Origin of the sequence: Micromonospora sp. LHW51205, assembly GCF_003315815.1 — a bacterium.
Lineage (GTDB): Bacteria > Actinomycetota > Actinomycetes > Mycobacteriales > Micromonosporaceae > Micromonospora > Micromonospora chalcea.
This window is the reverse complement of sequence record NZ_QMEZ01000003.1, coordinates 70,345-87,682: the sequence shown is the minus strand read 5'-3', so window position 1 is coordinate 87,682 and position 17,338 is coordinate 70,345. Positions and strand designations below refer to the sequence as shown.

The window sequence follows — 17,338 nt, the reverse complement described above, 5'->3', positions numbered from 1 at the left end:
TGCTTGATCGACACCATTGCGCCGAAGTGGTGGCATCGGACGGGTTCTGACCCCGCCACCTCGGCGAGACGGGTCTGTTCAGGGGAGCGCGGGGTAGAGCGCTGCCACCCCACCGGACAGCCCCGCCTGGACCCGGCGGGCGACGTCGTCGGCCAGGATCTCGTAGCTGCCGGACTCGATGCCGTCGGCGGCGAGCCGGGCGACGTCGGCCGGGTGCGCCTTCGGGCCGGGCACGGCGGCGGCCATCTCGGTGTCCATGTAGCCCACGTGCAGCCCGGCGACCCGGACGCCCCGGCCGGCCAGTTCCAGGCGCAGCGCGTTCGTCATCGACCACTCGGCGGCCTTGGCCGCGCCGTACGCGCCGACGCCGGGGATCGTGAACCAGGACAGCGCCGACAGCACGTTCAGGATCGTGCCGCCGCCGTTCGCCGCGATCCGGGGCGCGAACGCGCGTACCACCGACAGCGTGCCGAGGTAGTGCGTCTCCAGCTCCAGCCGGATCTGCGCGAGGTCACCGTCGAGCAGGTCGGCGCCGGTGCTCACGCCGGCGTTGTTCACCAGCAGCGTCACGTCACCGGCCCGCTCCGCGGCGGCGGCCACCGAGGCGGGGTCGGTGATGTCGAGGCGTACCGGGGTGACGCCGGGCAGGTCGACGGTGTCCGGGTTGCGGGCGCCGGCCCAGACGGTCGCGCCGCGCGCGACGAGTTCGGCGGCCAGGTGCCGGCCGAAGCCACGGTTGGCGCCGGTGACCAGGGCGGTGCTTCCAGCGATCTTCATGTCTCGCTCCGAGGGGTGGGAAAGGAAGGTGGGTCAGGCGGACAGCAGGCCCGGACCGGGCAGGACGGCCAGCTCGCCGGGCGGTACGTCGTGTCCGGCGTCGCAGCGCAGCCGGGCGTGCACGGCCGCGCCGCACTCGTCGTGGGTCAGCCGGACGGCCGGGCCGGCCTCGTCGGCGGCGTACGTGTCGCCCCACTGCCGCAGCGCGACCAGCACCGGGATCAGGTCGCTGCCCTTGGCGGTGAGCACGTACTCGTCGCGGGTGCGCTGCCCGGGCTCGCGGTAGGGGCGCCGGTCGAGCAGCCCGTCGGCGACGAGCTGCTTGAGGCGTGCGGCGGCGACGGGCTCGCTGACGCCGACCCGCCGCGCGAAGTCGTCGAAGCGGCGGGTGCCGAACGACGCCTCGCGCAGCAGGAGCAGCGTGGTGCGGTTGCCGACCACCTCCAGCGCCCGGGCGATCGAGCAGTTGGCGGTGGACCAGGAGTCACGCTGCGCAAGGAGGTCCGTCATGGCGTCGACGGTACCCCCTGACTTAGGAAGTCAAAAGTCAGCTACCTCACAGCTGGCCGGGGAAGAAGCCGTGCCGGGCCAGCGGCTCGACGATCTGGTGCTCCTCGTACGACAGGTGCGACAGCAGCGTGTCGGTGAGCAGGTCCACCGCCTCCTGGAGCTGCGTGAAGTCGCCGGGCCGGTGGACCAGTTCCACGAGCGCCCGGTCGACGCCCTCCACCACCCCGTGGATCACCACGTGTTCCTCCTCGAGGCGGTCGAGCACGGCCGCCAGCCCGGCCTCGGAGCGGCGCAGGTGCGGGAAGATCGAGGCGTCCTCCAGCCCGTGGTGCTGGGTGACCATGGTGCAGTAGGCCGCGCAGTACGCCCCGAGCGTCCAGTTGTTCTGCCGCATGGTCATCTCGTTGAGCGCCGCCCGCGCCCGGCCCGGCGAGACGGCGCCCCGCTTGACCTGTTCCAGCAGGTCGCGCACCTGGGCCAGCTCCTGGCGCAGGTGGTCGTGCACGTCCACCAGGTGCTGCCCGGCGGCCTGCCCCCGGGGTGGGTAGACCTGGCCGGCCGGAGGCGGCGGGGCGGTCGGCCGGGTCGACTCGTCCCAGGGGCGGCGCGCGCTCAGACGTACCCCCGGGTCGGGGGTGGGGGTGACCGCCAGCGTGGCCGCGCCGCCGGTGGCGGCTGTGTCGTCGGCGACCGCGCGGGCCCCGCTGCCGGGCGCGGTGCGCTCGGCGGCGACGAGTTCGCGGACCGCCGGCGCGACCTCCTGGGCGAAGATCTGGATCGCGCGCGGCTCGTCGCTGCCGAGGATGAACGTGGTGATGCCGTGCTCCAGCGTGAGCCCGGCCAGCTCCTCCACCCACTGCTCCGGCGGCCCGGCCAGGAAGCCGGCCGACGAGCGCGCGAACGTGCCGGTCACGTTGAGCATGCGGCGGATCTCGGCCGGGTCGCGCCCGGCGGCCTGCGCGCCCTCGTCCACGAGCGCGTTCAGGGCGGGCAGCTCGTCGGGGCCCTTGGGCAGGTAGGACAGGGAGGGCAGCCAGCCGTCCGCGGCGCGGCCGACCAGGCGCAGCATGCGCGGCTTGTACGCGCCGACCCAGATGCCCACCCGATGCGCGGGCGCCGGACCGCGCTTGGCGCCGACCACCCGGTAGTGCTCGCCGTCGACGCGGATCATGCCGCGGCGGTCGGTGTCCCAGACCTCGCGGATCACCCGGATCGCCTCGTCCAGGGCCTCGACCGCCGCGCCGGGGGACAGGCGCCGCCCGCCCGTCGCCTCGATCGCGTCCCAGAACGCACCCGCGCCGAGTCCCATCTCGACCCGGCCGCCGGTGAGCAGGTCCAGGCTGGCCACGCTGCGGGCCAGCACCACCGGCTGGCGCAGCGGCAGGTTGAGCACGTTGCCGGCCAGGCGGATGCGCTCGGTGACGGCGGCCACGTAGGACATCAGCGTCCAGGTGTCCAGGAACCCCGGCTGGTACGGGTGGTCCTGGAACGTGACCAGGTCCAGCCCGACCTGTTCGCAGAGCGTGGCCAGCGCCACCACCTGGTCGGGCTGCCCGGCGGCGGGCGTGATGAAGCCGCCGAAGGTGAGCTCGTGTCCGTGATCGGTCATCCGTCCCGCCCCTCCCGTGATCTTGCTCGGCCCTGCCACGGTAGCTCCACAGGTGGTAGCCCGGCCGGGTGAACACCATCACAAGAAGTGGACGATCGTCGCAAACCGTCCTTAGCGTCGGTTTCGTTCGCATTCGCGGGCACCGCGGGCCGGAAACGCCAAATCCCGCCGCCGGCCCCGGTAACCGAACCTCGTGCGGGAGCGGGGGAACCACACGTTCCACGGTGCATCGTCACCTCGGGGTGAAGCCGCCACCGGCGGCCGGGCTCCTCGGCCCGAACCCGACAGCTCACCTCGTCGGCGTGGAGGAATCCACATGGCAACTGCATACTCGGCCCGAAGCCGCCGTACCGCTCTCGGAGCGGTCCTGGCCGGCGCCGCCGTCGGCGCCGCGAGCCTGTTCGGCCCGGCCGCACCGGCCAGCGCGGGCGTCAACTGGGACGCGGTCGCGCGCTGCGAGTCCGGCGGCAACTGGAAGATCAACACCGGCAACGGCTACTACGGCGGGCTCCAGTTCTCCCGCGCCACCTGGAACGGCTACGGCGGCCAGAAGTACGCCGCCCGCGCCGACCTGGCCAGCCGGTCCGAGCAGATCGCCGTCGCGGAGAAGGTGTTGCGCGGCCAGGGCATCGGCGCGTGGCCGGTCTGCGGCAAGAAGGGCGGCTCGGCGAACGCCGCGGCGACCCGGTCCGAGCGGGCGGCCCCGAAGAAGGCCACCTCGAAGAAGTTCGCCCCGAAGCGGGCCGCCACGCGTAAGGCCGCGCCGGAGCGGGCCGCGACGACTGCGGCGCCGCAGCCGTCGGCCGGGACGTACGTGGTCCGGCGCGGGGACACGCTGTCGGAGATCGCCGTGGCGCAGCGCGTCGACGGTGGCTGGCGTGCCCTGCACGAGCGCAACCGGGCAGTGGTCGGCGACGACCCCGGCCTGATCTTCCCCGGTCAGCGGCTGCGTCTGCGCTGATCTGGTCCGGACGCCCGGCCGGTTCGACCCGGCCGGGCGTCCGGCCGCCCGCGACACGCCGCGCCGCCGGTGTCCGGCCTGCTCGCGGCGCCGGACGCCACCCGTGACGGCCGCTGACCGCGATTCGTCGGAGCCGGTTGCTAGGGTCACGATGATCGGCTCAGACGTGAAGAAAGCGCGGAAATGACCAACGATCCGTTCTCGGCGGCCGCGAGCATCGACGAACTGCTGACCCGCACGCAGCAGGCGCTCACCGCGATGCGCTCCCGGGCCTCGGAGCACGCCGACGGCGAGCCGGGCGACCTGCTGCGCGCCGAGGGCACCGCAGCCGACGGCCGGGTCCGCGCGGTCGCCGTTCAGGGTGGCCGGCTGGATTCCGTGACGATCGACCCGGACTTGGCCGGCGAGCCCCTCGACGTCCTGTGCGGACATGTCACCGCCGCCGCCAACGCCGCGCTGTCCGAGCTGGACGCCCGGGTCAGCGCGTCGGCGCGGGCCGACGCCGACGCGCTCGCCGCCCGGCTCGGCAGCATGGGTGACCAGGCCGAGCTGTTCGGTCGCGCGATGCACGAGGCGGCCGCGCGGATCCACCGCGACCGCGGCACGGCGTCCCAGGCCGGGCGTCCGGCCTGACCCGACCGCACACGGCCCGGCACGACGCGGCGCCGCCCCGGCACGTGGCGGCGGCCACGCGCGACGCGGCACCGCCCGGCACGACGATGCGGCCGGCCGCCGGGAGGACGACGACCGGCCGCGCTACGCCACGGTCAGCTCAGGGTGACCGCGGTGTCGTCGACGACGAAGGACGTCTGCAGTGAGCTGTCCTCCACGCCGCTGAACGAGATGGTCGCCGTGGTGCCTGCGAGCGACGAGATGTCGAAGGACCGCTGCACGTAGCCGGTGGCCTTGTTCAGGTTGGAGTAGGTGGCCAGCGTGGTGCTGCCGGCCTTGACGGTGAGCTTGTCGTACGCGGTGCCGGTGGTCGTCTCCGCGCTGTCGATGTGCAGCCAGAAGCTGAACGTCGCGCGGCATCCGGCCGGGATCGTCACCGACTGACTGAGCGTGTCGGTGTGCGACGAGCCGTACCCGTCCAGCCACGCCTTGTACGAGCCGCCGTGGGCGGCCTGGCCGCTGTCGGTGGTGATGACGCCGGACGAGGCGGTCCAGCTCACGTTGCCCGACTCGAAGCCGGGGTTGGCGAGCTTGTTGCCGGAGCAGCCGCCCGACGGCGGGGTGGTGGTGGCGGTCGGCGTGGGCGTCGGGGTGCCGCCGGCGCAGGTCGGCTCACCCGACTGGGCCGGCACGCTGACCGCCGCCCAGGCCGCCTTGACCGCGTTGAACTCGGTGCAGCTGCTCGGGTAGAGGTTCTTCGCCGCCTGCAACGTCCAGACGCGGTACTTCAGGTAGGACGAGGACGACGTCTTCAGCAGCATGGCGTTGTACATGATCTTGATGGCCTTCTGGATGCCCAGTCCGCTCACGCTGCTGCTGTTGCAGGTCGAGCTGGACGGCTGCCCGTTGGTCGGGCTGCTGCCGTTGGCCAGCAGGTAGAACCAGTGGTTGCCGGGCCCGGCCGCGGCGTGCACCTCGGTCGACGGGATGCTGCTGGAGTAGCAGTTCGGGTCGCCGAGCGCCGACGGGTTGTACATGTTGCGGATCGGGCCGGAGCCGACCAGGTTGATCTTCTCGCCGACCAGGAAGTCCGGCGCGTCGTAGCTGGACGGCTCGTTGGCGAACCACTCGGTGGCCGCGCCGAACGTGTCCGCCACGAACTCCTGCGTGCCGCCGCCGGAGATGCCGCCGGGGGTGTTGTCGTCGATGCCGTGGCCGATCTCGTGCGCCACCACGTCCAGCGAGCCGATCCACTGACCGGCGGTGTTCTTGCCGATCTGCACCTGGCTGCCGTCGTAGTAGGCGTTCTGGTCGTTGAGGCCCACCCGGATCGGCCAGTAGCCGCCGTTGCCGTTGGCGCCGTTGCGGCCCAGCCACTGGGCGAGCATCTTGTGCTCGGTCTGCGCGGAGAACAGCGCGTCCACGCAGCCGGTCTCCTTGTTCGTGGCGGTGCCGTTGCCCCACACGTCGTCGGAGCCGCTGAACGTGGTGTTGTTCGCCGCGTCCTGGCAGCTCAGGTTCGTGACGGTCGGGTCCTTCATGGTGTACGTGGAGCCCGACTGGGTGGTGTTGAGCGTGAGCGGGCTGGGCCCGTTCCAGGCGCCGGTGCCGGTGCCGCGTACCACGTGCTCCTGCTTGCGCAGGACCGCGCCGGTACGGGCGTCGACGTCGACGGTGAGCCGGCTCGGGCCGTCCGCGCTGGTGCCACGTACCGTGGTCTCCCAGGCCAGCGCCGGTGCGGCGCCGAGCGTGTAGACGACGAGCGTGGTGCCCTCGACGGCGCTGACGGTCTTGAGCTGGGCGCGCGCCGTGGCCGCGGCGGCGGCCTGGGTCAGCGCGGGCGTGGTGGCGAGGGCGCCGATCGGCCGCTGCTGGGCGACCGAGGCGTACTTGAGGTTGCCGGCGGAGTCGGTGGCCAGCACGAAGTCGCCGCCGACCACGGGCAGGCCCTTGTAGGTGCGCTCGTACGGCACGTACTGGGTGCCCTCGGAGGAGATGACCGGCTTCTGGACGAACGCGTCGTCGGAACCGGCCTGGAGGTAGGCGGGGCGGTTCGCGACCAGCGCGCGGGTCGAGTCGGCGGCGGCCGCTCGGGCCTGGGCCGGGTTGGGGGCGGCGGGCCCGGGTGGCGCGGCCTGCACGGCCGCGGCGGTGCCGGCGGCGATGACGCCGGCCGCCGCCGCGCCGGTGAGCGCGGCGAGGCGAGGTGAGAGTTTCACGGAGGTTTGCTCCTGTTCTACAGGCGCGCCGCACGAGCCCGGTGGGGACGGGCGGCGCGGTGGTGCGAGGCAGGGTGACGGCCGGTCACCGGAGCTGCCGGCGTGGCTCCGGGTCGACAGATCGACCGTCGCGATTCGCCGGGGGTCGGCGGTTCGCTGGTGCACAATCACACGCCGCGCGACCCGTGAGCAATGGGTGACCTGGGCAACGGCTGGCAGTCGGGCGTGTCGCCGCGCGCGTCGTCCCAGGCAACCATGATCTTCAATAGGCCCTGATCAGGGCGAACATTGCCGACAGTGGATGGGGGCCCGTGCAAATTGCGGACGTTGCCTATGTGCGCGAATGGCGCACATAGACGCGAGGACGCCGCCGCACGCGGGCCGCCACCGCGCGGCCGGGCACGTCAGCGCGGGCCGCGGGTCCGCGTCGGCGTGATCGTGGGCGGCGGTGGCAGCGTGGGCGTCAGCGTGGGCCGCGACGTCGGCCGCCCGGTCGGCTCCGGGCTCGGGCTGGGGCTCGACGGGGTCGGGCTCGGGCTCGGGGAGTCCGACGGTGTGGGCGCGGCGGTCGACGGCGGCGGCGCCGACGCGGTCGGCTCCGGGGTGTCGCCGGGAAACTTCGGCTCACCGAAGCGGTACTTGCCCGGGTCGAGCTTCATCGCCTCGGTGGCCTTTGTCATGAACTGCCGCCAGATCGGCGCGGCACCGGTCGAGCCGTACACGTCGTAGCTGCCGTCGCTGGTCCGCAGCGGCTTGCCGTCGGTGGTGCCCAGCCACACGGCCGAGGCCAGCGCGCCGGTCCAGCCCACCATCCAGGTGTGCACGTTCTGCGTGGTGCTCTTCCCGGCCTGCCAGGTGCCGGTCTTGCCGGCGGAGTCCCAGCCGTTGTCCAGCTTGGCCGCCCGGACCCGGCGCAGCGTCCAGTCCATCTGGTCGACGGCCTCCCGGTCCAGCCCGAGGTCGGTGGTGCGCAGCTGCTCGGTCCACACCTCCTCGTCGTCCTTGCTCACCGACCGGACGAAGTGTGCGTCGGCGCGCTTGCCGCCGGCTGCGAACGTGGCCATCCCGTTCGCGTGGTCCTGCACGGTGATGCCGTACTGCCCGATGCCGACCTCGGTGGAGAACCGCTTCGCCACCTCGTCGGCGGGGTCGCTGCGCAGGTCGACGCGCTGCGGTCGGGGGTTGCCCCGGACCGTCTCCCACATCGACTCCACGCCCGCCTGCCGGGCCATCTCGATCACCTTGTCCGTGCCGAGCCGCTCGGTCAGCTCGAAGTAGGTGACGTTGAGCGAGGCGACGGTGGCCTCCCAGAGCGCGCAGTCCGGCTGGCAGGGCGCCCGCTCGGCGTTGCGGATCGGCCCGGCCGCGCTGCCCTTGGTGCGCCCCGAGGCGGGGAACTCCTTGGTGTCCGGCGAGTCGAACCGCTCCTTCACCGAGATCCCGTCGCGCACGGCGGCGGCCAGGTCGTACACCTTGAACGACGACCCCGGCGGATGCTGGCCGAAGCCGCGGGCCTGGCCGTCCTCGTCGGAGTACCAGCCCGCGTAGTCCGCGCCCGAGCCCTTGTCGCCGCCGTAGTAGCCGAGCACCCGGCCGGTGCCCGGCTCCACCGCCACCAGCGCCGCCTGCCAGTTCCGCGGCTGCCCGCGCACCGCTCGCGGAGCGGTGTCCCGGCGGATGTCCGCCGCCGCCTCGGCCGCGTCCTGCACGCGCTTGTCGATGGTGGTGACGATGCGGTAGCCGCCGTCCCGGATCACCTCGTCCGGCTTGCCGCGGAACGGCTCGGTCCCGCGCAGCTCGGCCAGCACGTGGTTGACCACCAGGCCGGTCGGCCGGTCCAGGTCGGACCGGCCCGCGTCCTTGTCGATCGGCCGGACCGTGTCCGGGTACGCGAGGTCCGCCGCCTGCTGCGACGTCAGGTAGCCGAGCTTGACCATGCCGTCGCGGATGTAGTTCCACCTGTCGATCGAGTTCTGCTTGGCCAGCGCGTTGCGGCGCGGGTCGTAGCCGGGCGTGCCCTCGGGGTCGGCCGGATCCGCCTCCGGCTGCTTCACCATGGCGCAGAGCACCATCGCCTCGGCCTGGGTGAGCTGCCGCTCGGGTGGGGCGTCCCGGCGGACCGTCTTGCCGAAGTACGTCTGCGCGGCCGCCTCGATCCCGTACGCTCCCCGGCCGAACGGCACGGTGTTCAGGTAGAAGCCGAGGATCTCCTCCTTGGTGTACGCGTCGTCGAGCTTCCACGCGATGACCGCCTCGCGCAGCTTGCGGGAGTAGGTGACCCCGCGCAGGTCGGCGGCGATGCGCGCGTACTGCTGGGTGAGCGTGGACGCGCCCTGCCGCTGCCCGCCGCTCACGTTGGCCCAGGCGGCGCGCAGCACACCCTTGAAGTCGATGCCGCGGTTGGTCCAGAAGGTCCGGTCCTCGGCCGCCACGATCGCCTGCTTGGCCGAGTCGTTCATCTGGTCGTACGGCACGATGGTGCGGTTCTGCGCGCCCAGCTTCGCCATCGGCGTGCGCCCGTCGGCGTAGAAGACGGTTGTCGACTCGGGCAGCTTCAGGTCGCTGGGCGTGGGCACGCTGTCGAAGTAGTAGCCGCCCGCGACCAGGCCGCACCCGGCCAGCAGCACGCAGACCGCGAGGACGACCGGCAGGCGCCGCCGCTTGCGCTTCGGGCTCGCGGTCGTGGCGCCGGCCGGCCCCGGGGTCTCTCCCGTTCCTCGCACCGTTACCTCCGGTCGCTCGGCGAAGTCGTGCCCGGCTCGCAGGCTAACCGAGGTAGGGCGCCCGCACCGGCCGACGACGTCGGGGCAACGGATCAACCTCCGGCTCGCCGAGGCCGAGCACAGCGACGTCCCCGTGAAGGCGGCGGGCGGGAGCCGGGGCGGCTGGGTGGCCGCCCCGGCCCGGTCAACCGGTCAGCGCGCCGCCCGGTCGGTGGCCCGGCCGTCGCGGTCCGGGCGGCCGAAGCCGCGGTGACGCACCGGCCAGCGGTCGTTGCCGCCCGCACGGAACGGCGTCGACCGCCACAGCGCCCGCAGCTCGGTGCCGTCCGGGGCCGCGAAGGCCTCCCGTGCGGTGTAGCCGAGCCGCCGCAGCAACTCCTCCTGCTCCCCGGCGCACGGGTGCGCGTAGGTGGGCAGGCTGAGGGTGTCCATCCGGCGCTGCGCCCCGGCGAGCGCCTCCGCCGCACCGCCCCGGGGAGCGGCCAGCAGCGCCAGGTTGTTGTGCGGCTCGACCGGACGCCGGGCGGCGAGCGCGTCACCGAGGCGGCGGAACCGCTCCTCGTCCGGGCCGGCGGCAGCGGCGAGACGATCGGCGTACCGGTGGGGCGTCGGGATCGGCCGGTAGCGGTGGAACCACACGGTGGCGGCGCTGCCGTCGGGCAGCAGGAACGCGTCGCCGAACAGCAGCGCGTGTTCGGTCCAGATCCGCGCCACGGCGGCGAGGACCGGCAAACGGCGCGGCGCGTCGGGGACGAGCCAGGCCGCCAGGGCGGTGGGCATCAGGGCCTCGGCGACGAGATCGGCGATGCGGCCGATGTCGCACCACCGGGCGCGGGCGACGGGCAGGGCTGTGCTCATGAACGAACTCCTGTTTCACAGGCATGATCGGGTCTGGTGCGGGCGCCGGACGACGGCGCCGCCGCGCAGGCGCGGCAGTCGGGCGGGACACGCCCGTGCTCCGGATCGCATGTGGTCCTGTGAAGTCCGCTCAGGCGGGTCTGGTGCCGGGCCGTGACGTGCGGGAGGCCGGCAGGCGTTCGTGCGACGGGCGCCCGTACTGGTGGGCGAGCGTCGGCAGCCCCCAGCGGCACGCGTCCGCGTCGGCCGCCTCGCTGTGCACCGCGCCGCCGGCATGGCTGGCGCCGTCGTACGGCTGCGGCGCGACGGGGGTCGGGGCGAAGTCGGCCGCCGTGCGGACAGCCTGCGTCGCGCTGCGCGCGGCGGCGCCCCGTTGTTCGACGGCGAAGGCACGCGCCACCGGGCCGGCGGCGACCGTAACGCTGTCGCCCGCGCGGGCCGGCGCAGCCGGGCGGGCCTTCACGGCCGGATCAGCGGTGCCGGCCGGATCAGCCGGACCAGCCGGATCAGCCGGGTCGGCGGGGGCTGTCGGGTCACCGGGGTCGGTCGGGTCAGCGGGGTCGGCCGGGTCCGGCTGCGACGCCGCCGGTGGGTCGAGCAGATCGGTCACCGGGCTGAGCGGGTCGAGCACCGGGTCCAGCGGCGCGACCACCGGTTCCAGGCCCCGCCAGACCGGACCGAGAATCGGGCTCAGCGGCTCCACGACCGGGGACAGCACGTCCGCGACCGGTTCGAGCACGCCCTCCGTGACCGGGCCGGTGAGCGGGCGCAGGGCCTCCGCGACGGGCGTGAGCAGGTGATCGCGTACCGGGTCGGTGGCCGGGCGCAGGCCCTCGGTGACCGGGGTCAGCACGTGGTCGCGGACCGGCGTCACCACCGCCTCGACGACGCGGCCGGTGACCGGCGTCGTGGCGGCCGGGGCCGCCTCCGGGGCCGCCTCCGGGGGCGTCGCCACGGCCTTTCCGGGCGTGGCCGTGCCGGATGTGGCCGTGCCGGGCGCGTCAGCGCTCGGCACGGTGGCGTCGGCGGCGGGAGCTGTCGTGCCGGATGCCGGCGCGGCGGCGGGTGTGGACTCGACACCGACGGCCCCGGACGCGGGCAGGCCGAGAACCGCGCCGAGTGTGTGGGTCAGAGTCTCCACGGTGGCCGTGAGCGGCGGACGGTCGGCGGCGTGGGCGGCCGAGCCGGCCGCCACCTCGTGCGCGCCCCAGACGGCTGCCACGCCGCCGAGCAGCAAACCGAGGCGCAGCGTGTAGTACGCCACCCACCCGATCCGTCGCGTCATCGCACACCCTCCGGATCCGCGCCCGGCGGCGCGGATCATCGTCCGCACTGTACCGAACGTGGCCGTCCGGGCACAGTACGCCGCGAATCGGTTTCGGGCGCGTCGCGCCGGGCGCAGGCGTGGGACGCGCGCGCTCCGGGTACAGCGGAACCATGAACACGAGCACGGCCGAGCGCCCGGCCACCGCCCCCGCCGCGCCCCCGGCCGGTGTGGTCGCCGTCGTCGCCCATCGGAAGAAGACGTTCGGGGGAGGGCTCGACGAGCTGCGCTCCCGGCTCGTCGCCGCCGGGGTCGGGCGGCTGCTCTGGTACGAGGTGCCGAAGAGCCGCAAGGCGCCCAAGCGGGTCCGCGCGGCGCTGGACTCCGGCGCCGAGCTGGTGCTGGTGTGGGGCGGCGACGGCATGGTGCAGCGGTGCGCCGACGCGCTCGCGGGCAGCGGCGTGCCGATGGGCATCCTGCCGGCCGGCACGGCCAACCTGTTCGCGGTGAACCTGGGCATCCCGGTCGACCTGCCCGAGGCGGTACGCATCGCGCTGCACGGCCGCCGCCGCGAGCTGGACCTGGGCCGGATCAACGGCGAGCACTTCGCGGTGATGGCCGGCGCCGGGTTCGACGGCGACCTGATCCGGGACGCCGACCGGCAGCTCAAGGGCCGGTTCGGCCGGATCGCGTACGTCTGGACCGGGCTGCGGCACGTGCGCGGCGAGTGCGTACGGACCCGGATCCGGGTCGACGGCGCGGACTGGTTCGACGACGAGGCGAGCTGCGTGCTGTTCGGCAACGTCGGCACCATCACCGGCGGCATCCCGGCCTTCGACGACGCCCGTCCGGACGACGGGGCGCTGGAGGTCGGCGTGTCCACCGCCAGCGGCGCGGTGGACTGGGCGCGCACGCTGGGCCGGATGGCCGCCGGGCGCTCCGAGGAGTCGCCGTTCGTGCGGATCACCCGCGGTCGCAAGATCACGGTGCGGTTCGACGCGCCGAAGACGTACGAGCTGGACGGCGGCGCGCGGGGCAAGGCGAAACGGCTCAAGGTGAAGGTGGTCCCGGGCGCGCTGACGGTGTGCTGCCCCGACCCGCCGGACTGACCGCGTTCTGGCCGGGGCAGGATGCCGGCATGCGCGACGACATCCGCGACTACCTGGCCGAACTGGTCCGCCGCTCCCGGGACGTGCTCGGTGACGACCTCGTCGGCGCGTACGCCGCCGGGTCGGTCGGGCTGGGCGCGTACCAGCCGGGGCGCAGCGACGTGGACGTGGCGCTGCTGGTCGCCGGACCCCAGCCGGAGGCGGCCAAGCGGATACTCGTGGAGCGGCTGCGGCACGAGTCGCTGCCCTGCCCGGCGCGCGGCCTGGAACTCGTGGTCTACCGCCGCTACGTGGCCGCCTCCGGCGCCCCGGAGCCCGGCTTCGAGGTCGAGCTGAACACCGGCGCGACAATGCCGTTCCGCGCCACCTACGACCCGGCCGACCGGCCCGCCGCCGACGGGCGGTTCTGGTACGCGCTGGACCGCAGCATCCTGCGCCAGTCCGGCCTGACGCTGCTCGGCCCGCCCGCCGCCGACGTGTTCGCCGACCCGTCACCGCAGGCGCTGCGGGCGCTGCTGGCCGACGCGCTGCGCTGGTGGCTGGCGCTGCCCACCCCACCCGGCGACGCACCGGCTCCCGGCGCGGAGGACGCGGTGCTCGGCGCCTGCCGCGCGCTGGTGCGCCACCGCGACGGCGTCTGGCTGGGCAAGGTCGACGCCGGGCTGCGGGTTGCCGCCGACGACCCGGACGCCGCGCTGATCCGCGCCTCGATCGAGGCCCGCCGCGGCGGCACGCCGCCGTCCGGCCCGGCCGCCCGCGCGTTCCAGCGGCGGGTGCTGGACCGGATCACCGCGGACTGAACCGCGACTACTGTGAGCCGGGGAGGTGCGGTGATCATGACGGAGCTGAGCGCGTCCACGCGGGCCGGACTGGAGTCGGTGGTGCCCGGCGGCGTGGCGACCCGGGCCGCGGACCGGCTGCGGATGGCCCACGACGCCTCGCACTATCTGCTGCACCCCGGCGCGGTGATCACCCCGGCCGACGCCGGTCAAGTCGCCGCGCTGCTGGCGCACAGCCGCCGCACCGGCACCCCGCTGACGTTCCGCTCCGGCGGCACCAGCCTCAGCGGCCAGGCCGTCACCGACCGGCTGCTCGTCGACGTGCGACGGCACTTCCGCGACCTCACGGTGCTCGACGACGGGCGGCGGGTGCGGGTCCAACCGGGGGTGGTGCTGCGGCAGGTGAACGCGCGGCTCGCGCCGTACGGCCGCAAGCTCGGCCCCGACCCGGCCAGCGAGTCCGCGTGCACGGTCGGCGGCGTGGTCGCCAACAACTCCAGCGGCATGACCTGCGGAACCGAGTTCAACACGTACCGGACGCTGGAGTCGCTGGTCCTCGTGCTGCCCAGCGGCACCGTGCTGGACACCGGCGCCCCGGACGCAGACGCCCGGCTGCGCGCCGCCGAACCGGCGCTGCACGCCGGGCTGCTGCGGCTGCGCGACCGGGTACGCGGCAATCCCGACTCGGTGCGCCGCATCCGCGCCCAGTACGCCATGAAGAACACCATGGGGTACGGCGTGAACGCGTTCCTCGACCACGACGACCCGGCCGATCTGCTCACCCGGCTCGTGGTCGGCAGCGAGGGCACGCTCGCGTTCGTCGCGTCGGCGACGTTCCGCACCGTACCCGTGCACCGCCATGCCGCGACGGGCCTGCTGGTCTTCGAAACGCTGGGCGCGGCGATGGCCGCGATGCCGGCGCTGGTGGCCGCCGGGCCGGCGGCGGTCGAGCTGCTCGACGCCGTCGCCCTGCGGGTCGCCCAGCGGGACCCGAAGGCGGACGCCACGCTGCGTGGCCTGGCCGTGCGCGGGCACGCCGCGCTGCTCGCCGAGTGGCAGGAGTCCGACCCGGCGGCGCTCGCCGACCGGGTCGCCGACGCCGGACCGGTGCTGGCCGGTCTGCCGCTGAGCGCACCGGCGCGGCTCAGCGGCGAACCGGCCGCCCGGGCCGCGCTGTGGCACATCCGCAAGGGCCTGTACGCGGCGGTGGCCGGCGCGCGCCCGTCCGGCACCACCGCGCTGCTGGAGGACATCGCCGTGCCGGTGGAGGCGCTCGCCGGCACCTGCGCGTCGCTGGCCGAGCTGTTCGAGCGGCACCGGTACGCCGACAGCGTCATCTTCGGCCACGCCAAGGACGGCAACCTGCACTTCATGCTCAACGAGCGCTTCGACGGCGGTGCGGCCCCGGCGCGCTACGCCGACTTCACCGAGGAGATGGTCGACCTGGTGCTCGGCCACGGCGGCACGCTCAAGGCCGAGCACGGCACCGGCCGGGTGATGGCCCCCTACGTGCGCCGCCAGTTCGGCGACGAGCTGTACGAGGTGATGCGCGAGCTGAAGACGCTCTGCGACCCGGACGGCGTGCTCAACCCGGGGGTGCTGCTCAGCGACGACCCGGAGATCCACATGCGGCACCTCAAGACCGTGCCGACGGTGGAGGAGGAGGTCGACCGCTGCGTTGAGTGCGGCTACTGCGAGCCGGTCTGCCCCAGCCGCGACCTCACCACCACGCCCCGGCAGCGCATCGTGCTGCGCCGGGAGATCGCCGCAGCGCAGGCCGCCGGCGACACCGCGCTGGTCCGGGAACTGACCGACGACTACGACTACGACGCGGTGCAGACCTGCGCCGTCGACGGCATGTGCGCCACCGCCTGCCCGGTGCTGATCAACACCGGTGACCTGGTCAAGCGGCTGCGCGCGCAGGAGCACGGCCGGGCGGCGGGGACCGCCTGGCGCGGCGCGGCCCGCCGCTGGGGCGCCACCACCCGGGGCATGGCCCGGGGACTCGATCTGGCCGGGGCGCTGCCGCCCGCGCTGCCCGAGGCCGCCACCCGGGCCGCCCGCGCGGTGCTCGGCTCCGACCGGGTGCCGCAGTGGCAACGGGACCTGCCGCGCGGCGGCACTCCGCGCCGCCCCCACCCGGCCGACGACCCGGACGCCGTGTTCGTGCCGTCCTGCCTGGGCACGCTGTTCGCCCCGGCCGATGGCGGCACCGGCGTGGCTGCCGCGCTGCTCACGCTCGCCGAGCGGGCCGGCGTACGCCTGCTCGTGCCCGACGGCATCGGCGACCTGTGCTGCGGCACCCCCTGGTCGTCGAAGGGACTCACCGACGGCTACCGGCAGGTCCGCGACCGCGTCCCGCCGGTGCTGCGCGCCGCCAGCCGCGACGGCGCGCTGCCCGTGGTCAGCGACGCCGCGTCCTGCACCGAGGGCTTCGAGCGGCTGCTCGACGGCGCCGGGGACGTGCGGGTCGTCGACGCCGTCGCGTACACCGCCGGCACGCTGCTGCCCCGGCTGACAGTGCGCCGCCGCATCGGCTCGCTCGCGCTGCACCCGACCTGCTCGTCGGTCCGCCTCGGACTCGACGACGCGCTGCTCACCGTGGCCCGCGCGGTCGCCGACGAGGTGGTCGTCCCGGAGGGCTGGCAGTGCTGCGGCTTCGCCGGGGACCGGGGACTGCTGCACCCGGAGCTGACCGCGTCGGCCACCCGGGCCGAGGCCGCCGCCGTCACGGCACGCGCCTTCGACGGGTACGCCTCGGTGAACCGTACGTGCGAGATCGGGCTGGCGCGGGCGACCGGGCAACCGTACCGGCACGTGCTGGAGTTGCTGGCCGAGGCCACCTCGCCGTAGCGACGTCCGCGGAGTGCCGGCTTTTCGCGTGATCGACACCAGTTCGGGGATGAGGGGAGCGGGCGCCGTGAGCTGGGCTGGCGTACCGAGGGCTTGATCGCGGGCGGGGCGGGGACGGCAGGGCTTACGGTGCGGGATGGGGAGTCCACGGGAGGGGTGACGCGGTGGCTGCGGGCGTGTTGTCGAGGCGGGTCGCTGTGGTCACCGGCGCGGCGCGGGGGATCGGCCGGGCCGCGGCGGTGGCGCTGGCCGAGTCGGGCGCGGACGTGGCCGGGATGGATGTCGCCGGGCCGGTCAGCCCGATCCTGGACCTCCCGCCCGCCACCCCGGAGGACCTGGCCGAGACCGGGCGCCGGGTGACGGCGGCCGGCGCCCGCTGGTCCGCGCACGTGGCCGACCAGCGCGACATCGGGGCGGTACGCGCGTTCGCCGAGGCGGTCGAGCGGGAGCACGGCGGCGTGGACGTGCTGTTCGCCAACGCCGGCATCCAAGCGTTCGCGCCGCTGCTGGAGATGACCGACCAGCACTGGCACGACCAGATCGACGTGAACCTCACCGGCGCCGCGAACGTGCTGCGGGTGTTCGCGCCACTGCTGGTACGGCGCGGCGGCGGGCGGATCGTCATCACGTCGTCCACCCAGGGACAGCACGGCACCACGAACGGGTCCGCGTACTCGGCGTCCAAGTGGGGGCTCATTGGGCTGATGAAGTCCGCCGCGCTGGAACTCGGGCCGCACGGCGTGACGGTGAACGCGGTGATCCCGGGGCTGGTCGACACCGCGCTGACCCGGCACCGGGACCGTTACGTGCAGGCGCTGGTGGAGGCGGGGAAGTCACCGTCGGGTGACCTGGCCGAGGTGGAGCGGGAAGCGGTCGGGGCGCTGCGGGCGAAGACGCCGCTGGGCGTGCCGTGGGTGGAGCCGGAGGACGTCGCGCCGCTGGTGGTGTTCCTCGCCTCCGACGCGGCGCGCATGGTCAGCGGCACGTCGTTCGCCGCGACAGCGGGCGACAGCGCGCACGTGACCGCCTGATCCCGTCGGGCCGCCGGCGACGGCGGTCGTGGC

At 74.5% G+C, this 17,338-nt stretch carries 13 protein-coding genes and 1 riboswitch; of the genes, 6 read left to right on the top strand and 7 right to left on the bottom strand.

Going from position 1 to position 17,338, the window contains the following annotated elements; translation table 11 throughout:
• Positions 1 to 78: 78 nt before the first annotated feature.
• The 3 genes from DQE82_RS12710 to DQE82_RS12700 are packed head-to-tail and all read right to left on the bottom strand — an operon-like array spanning position 79 to position 2,896.
• On the bottom strand, positions 79 to 777 hold the full coding sequence (locus DQE82_RS12710; RefSeq protein WP_064445843.1) for an SDR family oxidoreductase: 699 nt from the start codon (positions 775 to 777) through the stop codon (positions 79 to 81).
• Between the two features lie 33 nt (positions 778 to 810).
• On the bottom strand, positions 811 to 1,287 hold the full coding sequence (locus DQE82_RS12705) for a helix-turn-helix domain-containing protein (RefSeq protein ID WP_043323791.1): 477 nt from the start codon (positions 1,285 to 1,287) through the stop codon (positions 811 to 813).
• Positions 1,288 to 1,333: 46 nt separating this feature from the next.
• Positions 1,334 to 2,896: an LLM class flavin-dependent oxidoreductase gene (locus tag DQE82_RS12700; protein WP_113972779.1), complete on the bottom strand. Its 1,563-nt coding sequence runs from the start codon at positions 2,894 to 2,896 to the stop codon at positions 1,334 to 1,336.
• A gap of 172 nt (positions 2,897 to 3,068) precedes the next feature.
• A riboswitch (cyclic di-AMP (ydaO/yuaA leader) is annotated at positions 3,069 to 3,214 on the top strand.
• On the opposite strand from DQE82_RS12700, the gene DQE82_RS12695 reads away from it, so the two are divergent.
• Together DQE82_RS12695 and DQE82_RS12690 are read left to right on the top strand one after the other, a co-directional pair.
• Complete coding sequence (locus tag DQE82_RS12695) at positions 3,213 to 3,857, top strand: transglycosylase family protein (RefSeq protein WP_113972778.1); 645 nt, start codon at positions 3,213 to 3,215, stop codon at positions 3,855 to 3,857. Its footprint overlaps the riboswitch before it by 2 nt.
• A gap of 183 nt (positions 3,858 to 4,040) precedes the next feature.
• The gene (locus DQE82_RS12690) at positions 4,041 to 4,490 is read left to right on the top strand and encodes a YbaB/EbfC family nucleoid-associated protein (protein ID WP_043323797.1); all 450 of its coding nucleotides are present in this window, start codon (positions 4,041 to 4,043) and stop codon (positions 4,488 to 4,490) included.
• A gap of 134 nt (positions 4,491 to 4,624) precedes the next feature.
• Here DQE82_RS12690 and DQE82_RS12685 read toward each other — a convergent pair whose 3' ends face one another.
• The 4 genes from DQE82_RS12685 to DQE82_RS12670 form a co-directional block, all read right to left on the bottom strand.
• Positions 4,625 to 6,688 (bottom strand): M4 family metallopeptidase, encoded by a 2,064-nt coding sequence (locus tag DQE82_RS12685; protein ID WP_043323799.1) that lies wholly within the window; start codon positions 6,686 to 6,688, stop codon positions 4,625 to 4,627.
• Between the two features lie 404 nt (positions 6,689 to 7,092).
• A complete protein-coding gene (locus DQE82_RS12680; protein WP_113972777.1) occupies positions 7,093 to 9,411 on the bottom strand; it encodes a transglycosylase domain-containing protein in 2,319 nt (772 codons plus the stop codon).
• A gap of 192 nt (positions 9,412 to 9,603) precedes the next feature.
• Positions 9,604 to 10,269: a hypothetical protein gene (locus DQE82_RS12675; protein WP_113972776.1), complete on the bottom strand. Its 666-nt coding sequence runs from the start codon at positions 10,267 to 10,269 to the stop codon at positions 9,604 to 9,606.
• Between the two features lie 130 nt (positions 10,270 to 10,399).
• Positions 10,400 to 11,554 carry a hypothetical protein gene (locus DQE82_RS12670; protein ID WP_233514655.1) on the bottom strand — a complete coding sequence of 385 codons (1,155 nt, stop codon included), beginning with the start codon at positions 11,552 to 11,554 and terminating at the stop codon, positions 10,400 to 10,402.
• Positions 11,555 to 11,706: 152 nt separating this feature from the next.
• On the opposite strand from DQE82_RS12670, the gene DQE82_RS12665 reads away from it, so the two are divergent.
• The 4 genes from DQE82_RS12665 (at position 11,707) to DQE82_RS12650 (ending at position 17,305) form a co-directional block, all read left to right on the top strand.
• Positions 11,707 to 12,642, top strand: a complete 936-nt coding sequence (locus tag DQE82_RS12665) for a diacylglycerol kinase family protein (RefSeq protein WP_069088619.1) — start codon at positions 11,707 to 11,709, stop codon at positions 12,640 to 12,642.
• A 29-nt stretch (positions 12,643 to 12,671) separates the two neighbouring features.
• Positions 12,672 to 13,442 carry a nucleotidyltransferase domain-containing protein gene (locus DQE82_RS12660; protein ID WP_113973092.1) on the top strand — a complete coding sequence of 257 codons (771 nt, stop codon included), beginning with the start codon at positions 12,672 to 12,674 and terminating at the stop codon, positions 13,440 to 13,442.
• 36 nt (positions 13,443 to 13,478) lie between these two features.
• Complete coding sequence (locus tag DQE82_RS12655) at positions 13,479 to 16,274, top strand: FAD-binding and (Fe-S)-binding domain-containing protein (protein ID WP_113973091.1); 2,796 nt, start codon at positions 13,479 to 13,481, stop codon at positions 16,272 to 16,274.
• Between the two features lie 164 nt (positions 16,275 to 16,438).
• Positions 16,439 to 17,305 (top strand): SDR family NAD(P)-dependent oxidoreductase, encoded by an 867-nt coding sequence (locus DQE82_RS12650; RefSeq protein WP_113972775.1) that lies wholly within the window; start codon positions 16,439 to 16,441, stop codon positions 17,303 to 17,305.
• Positions 17,306 to 17,338: the final 33 nt, after the last annotated feature.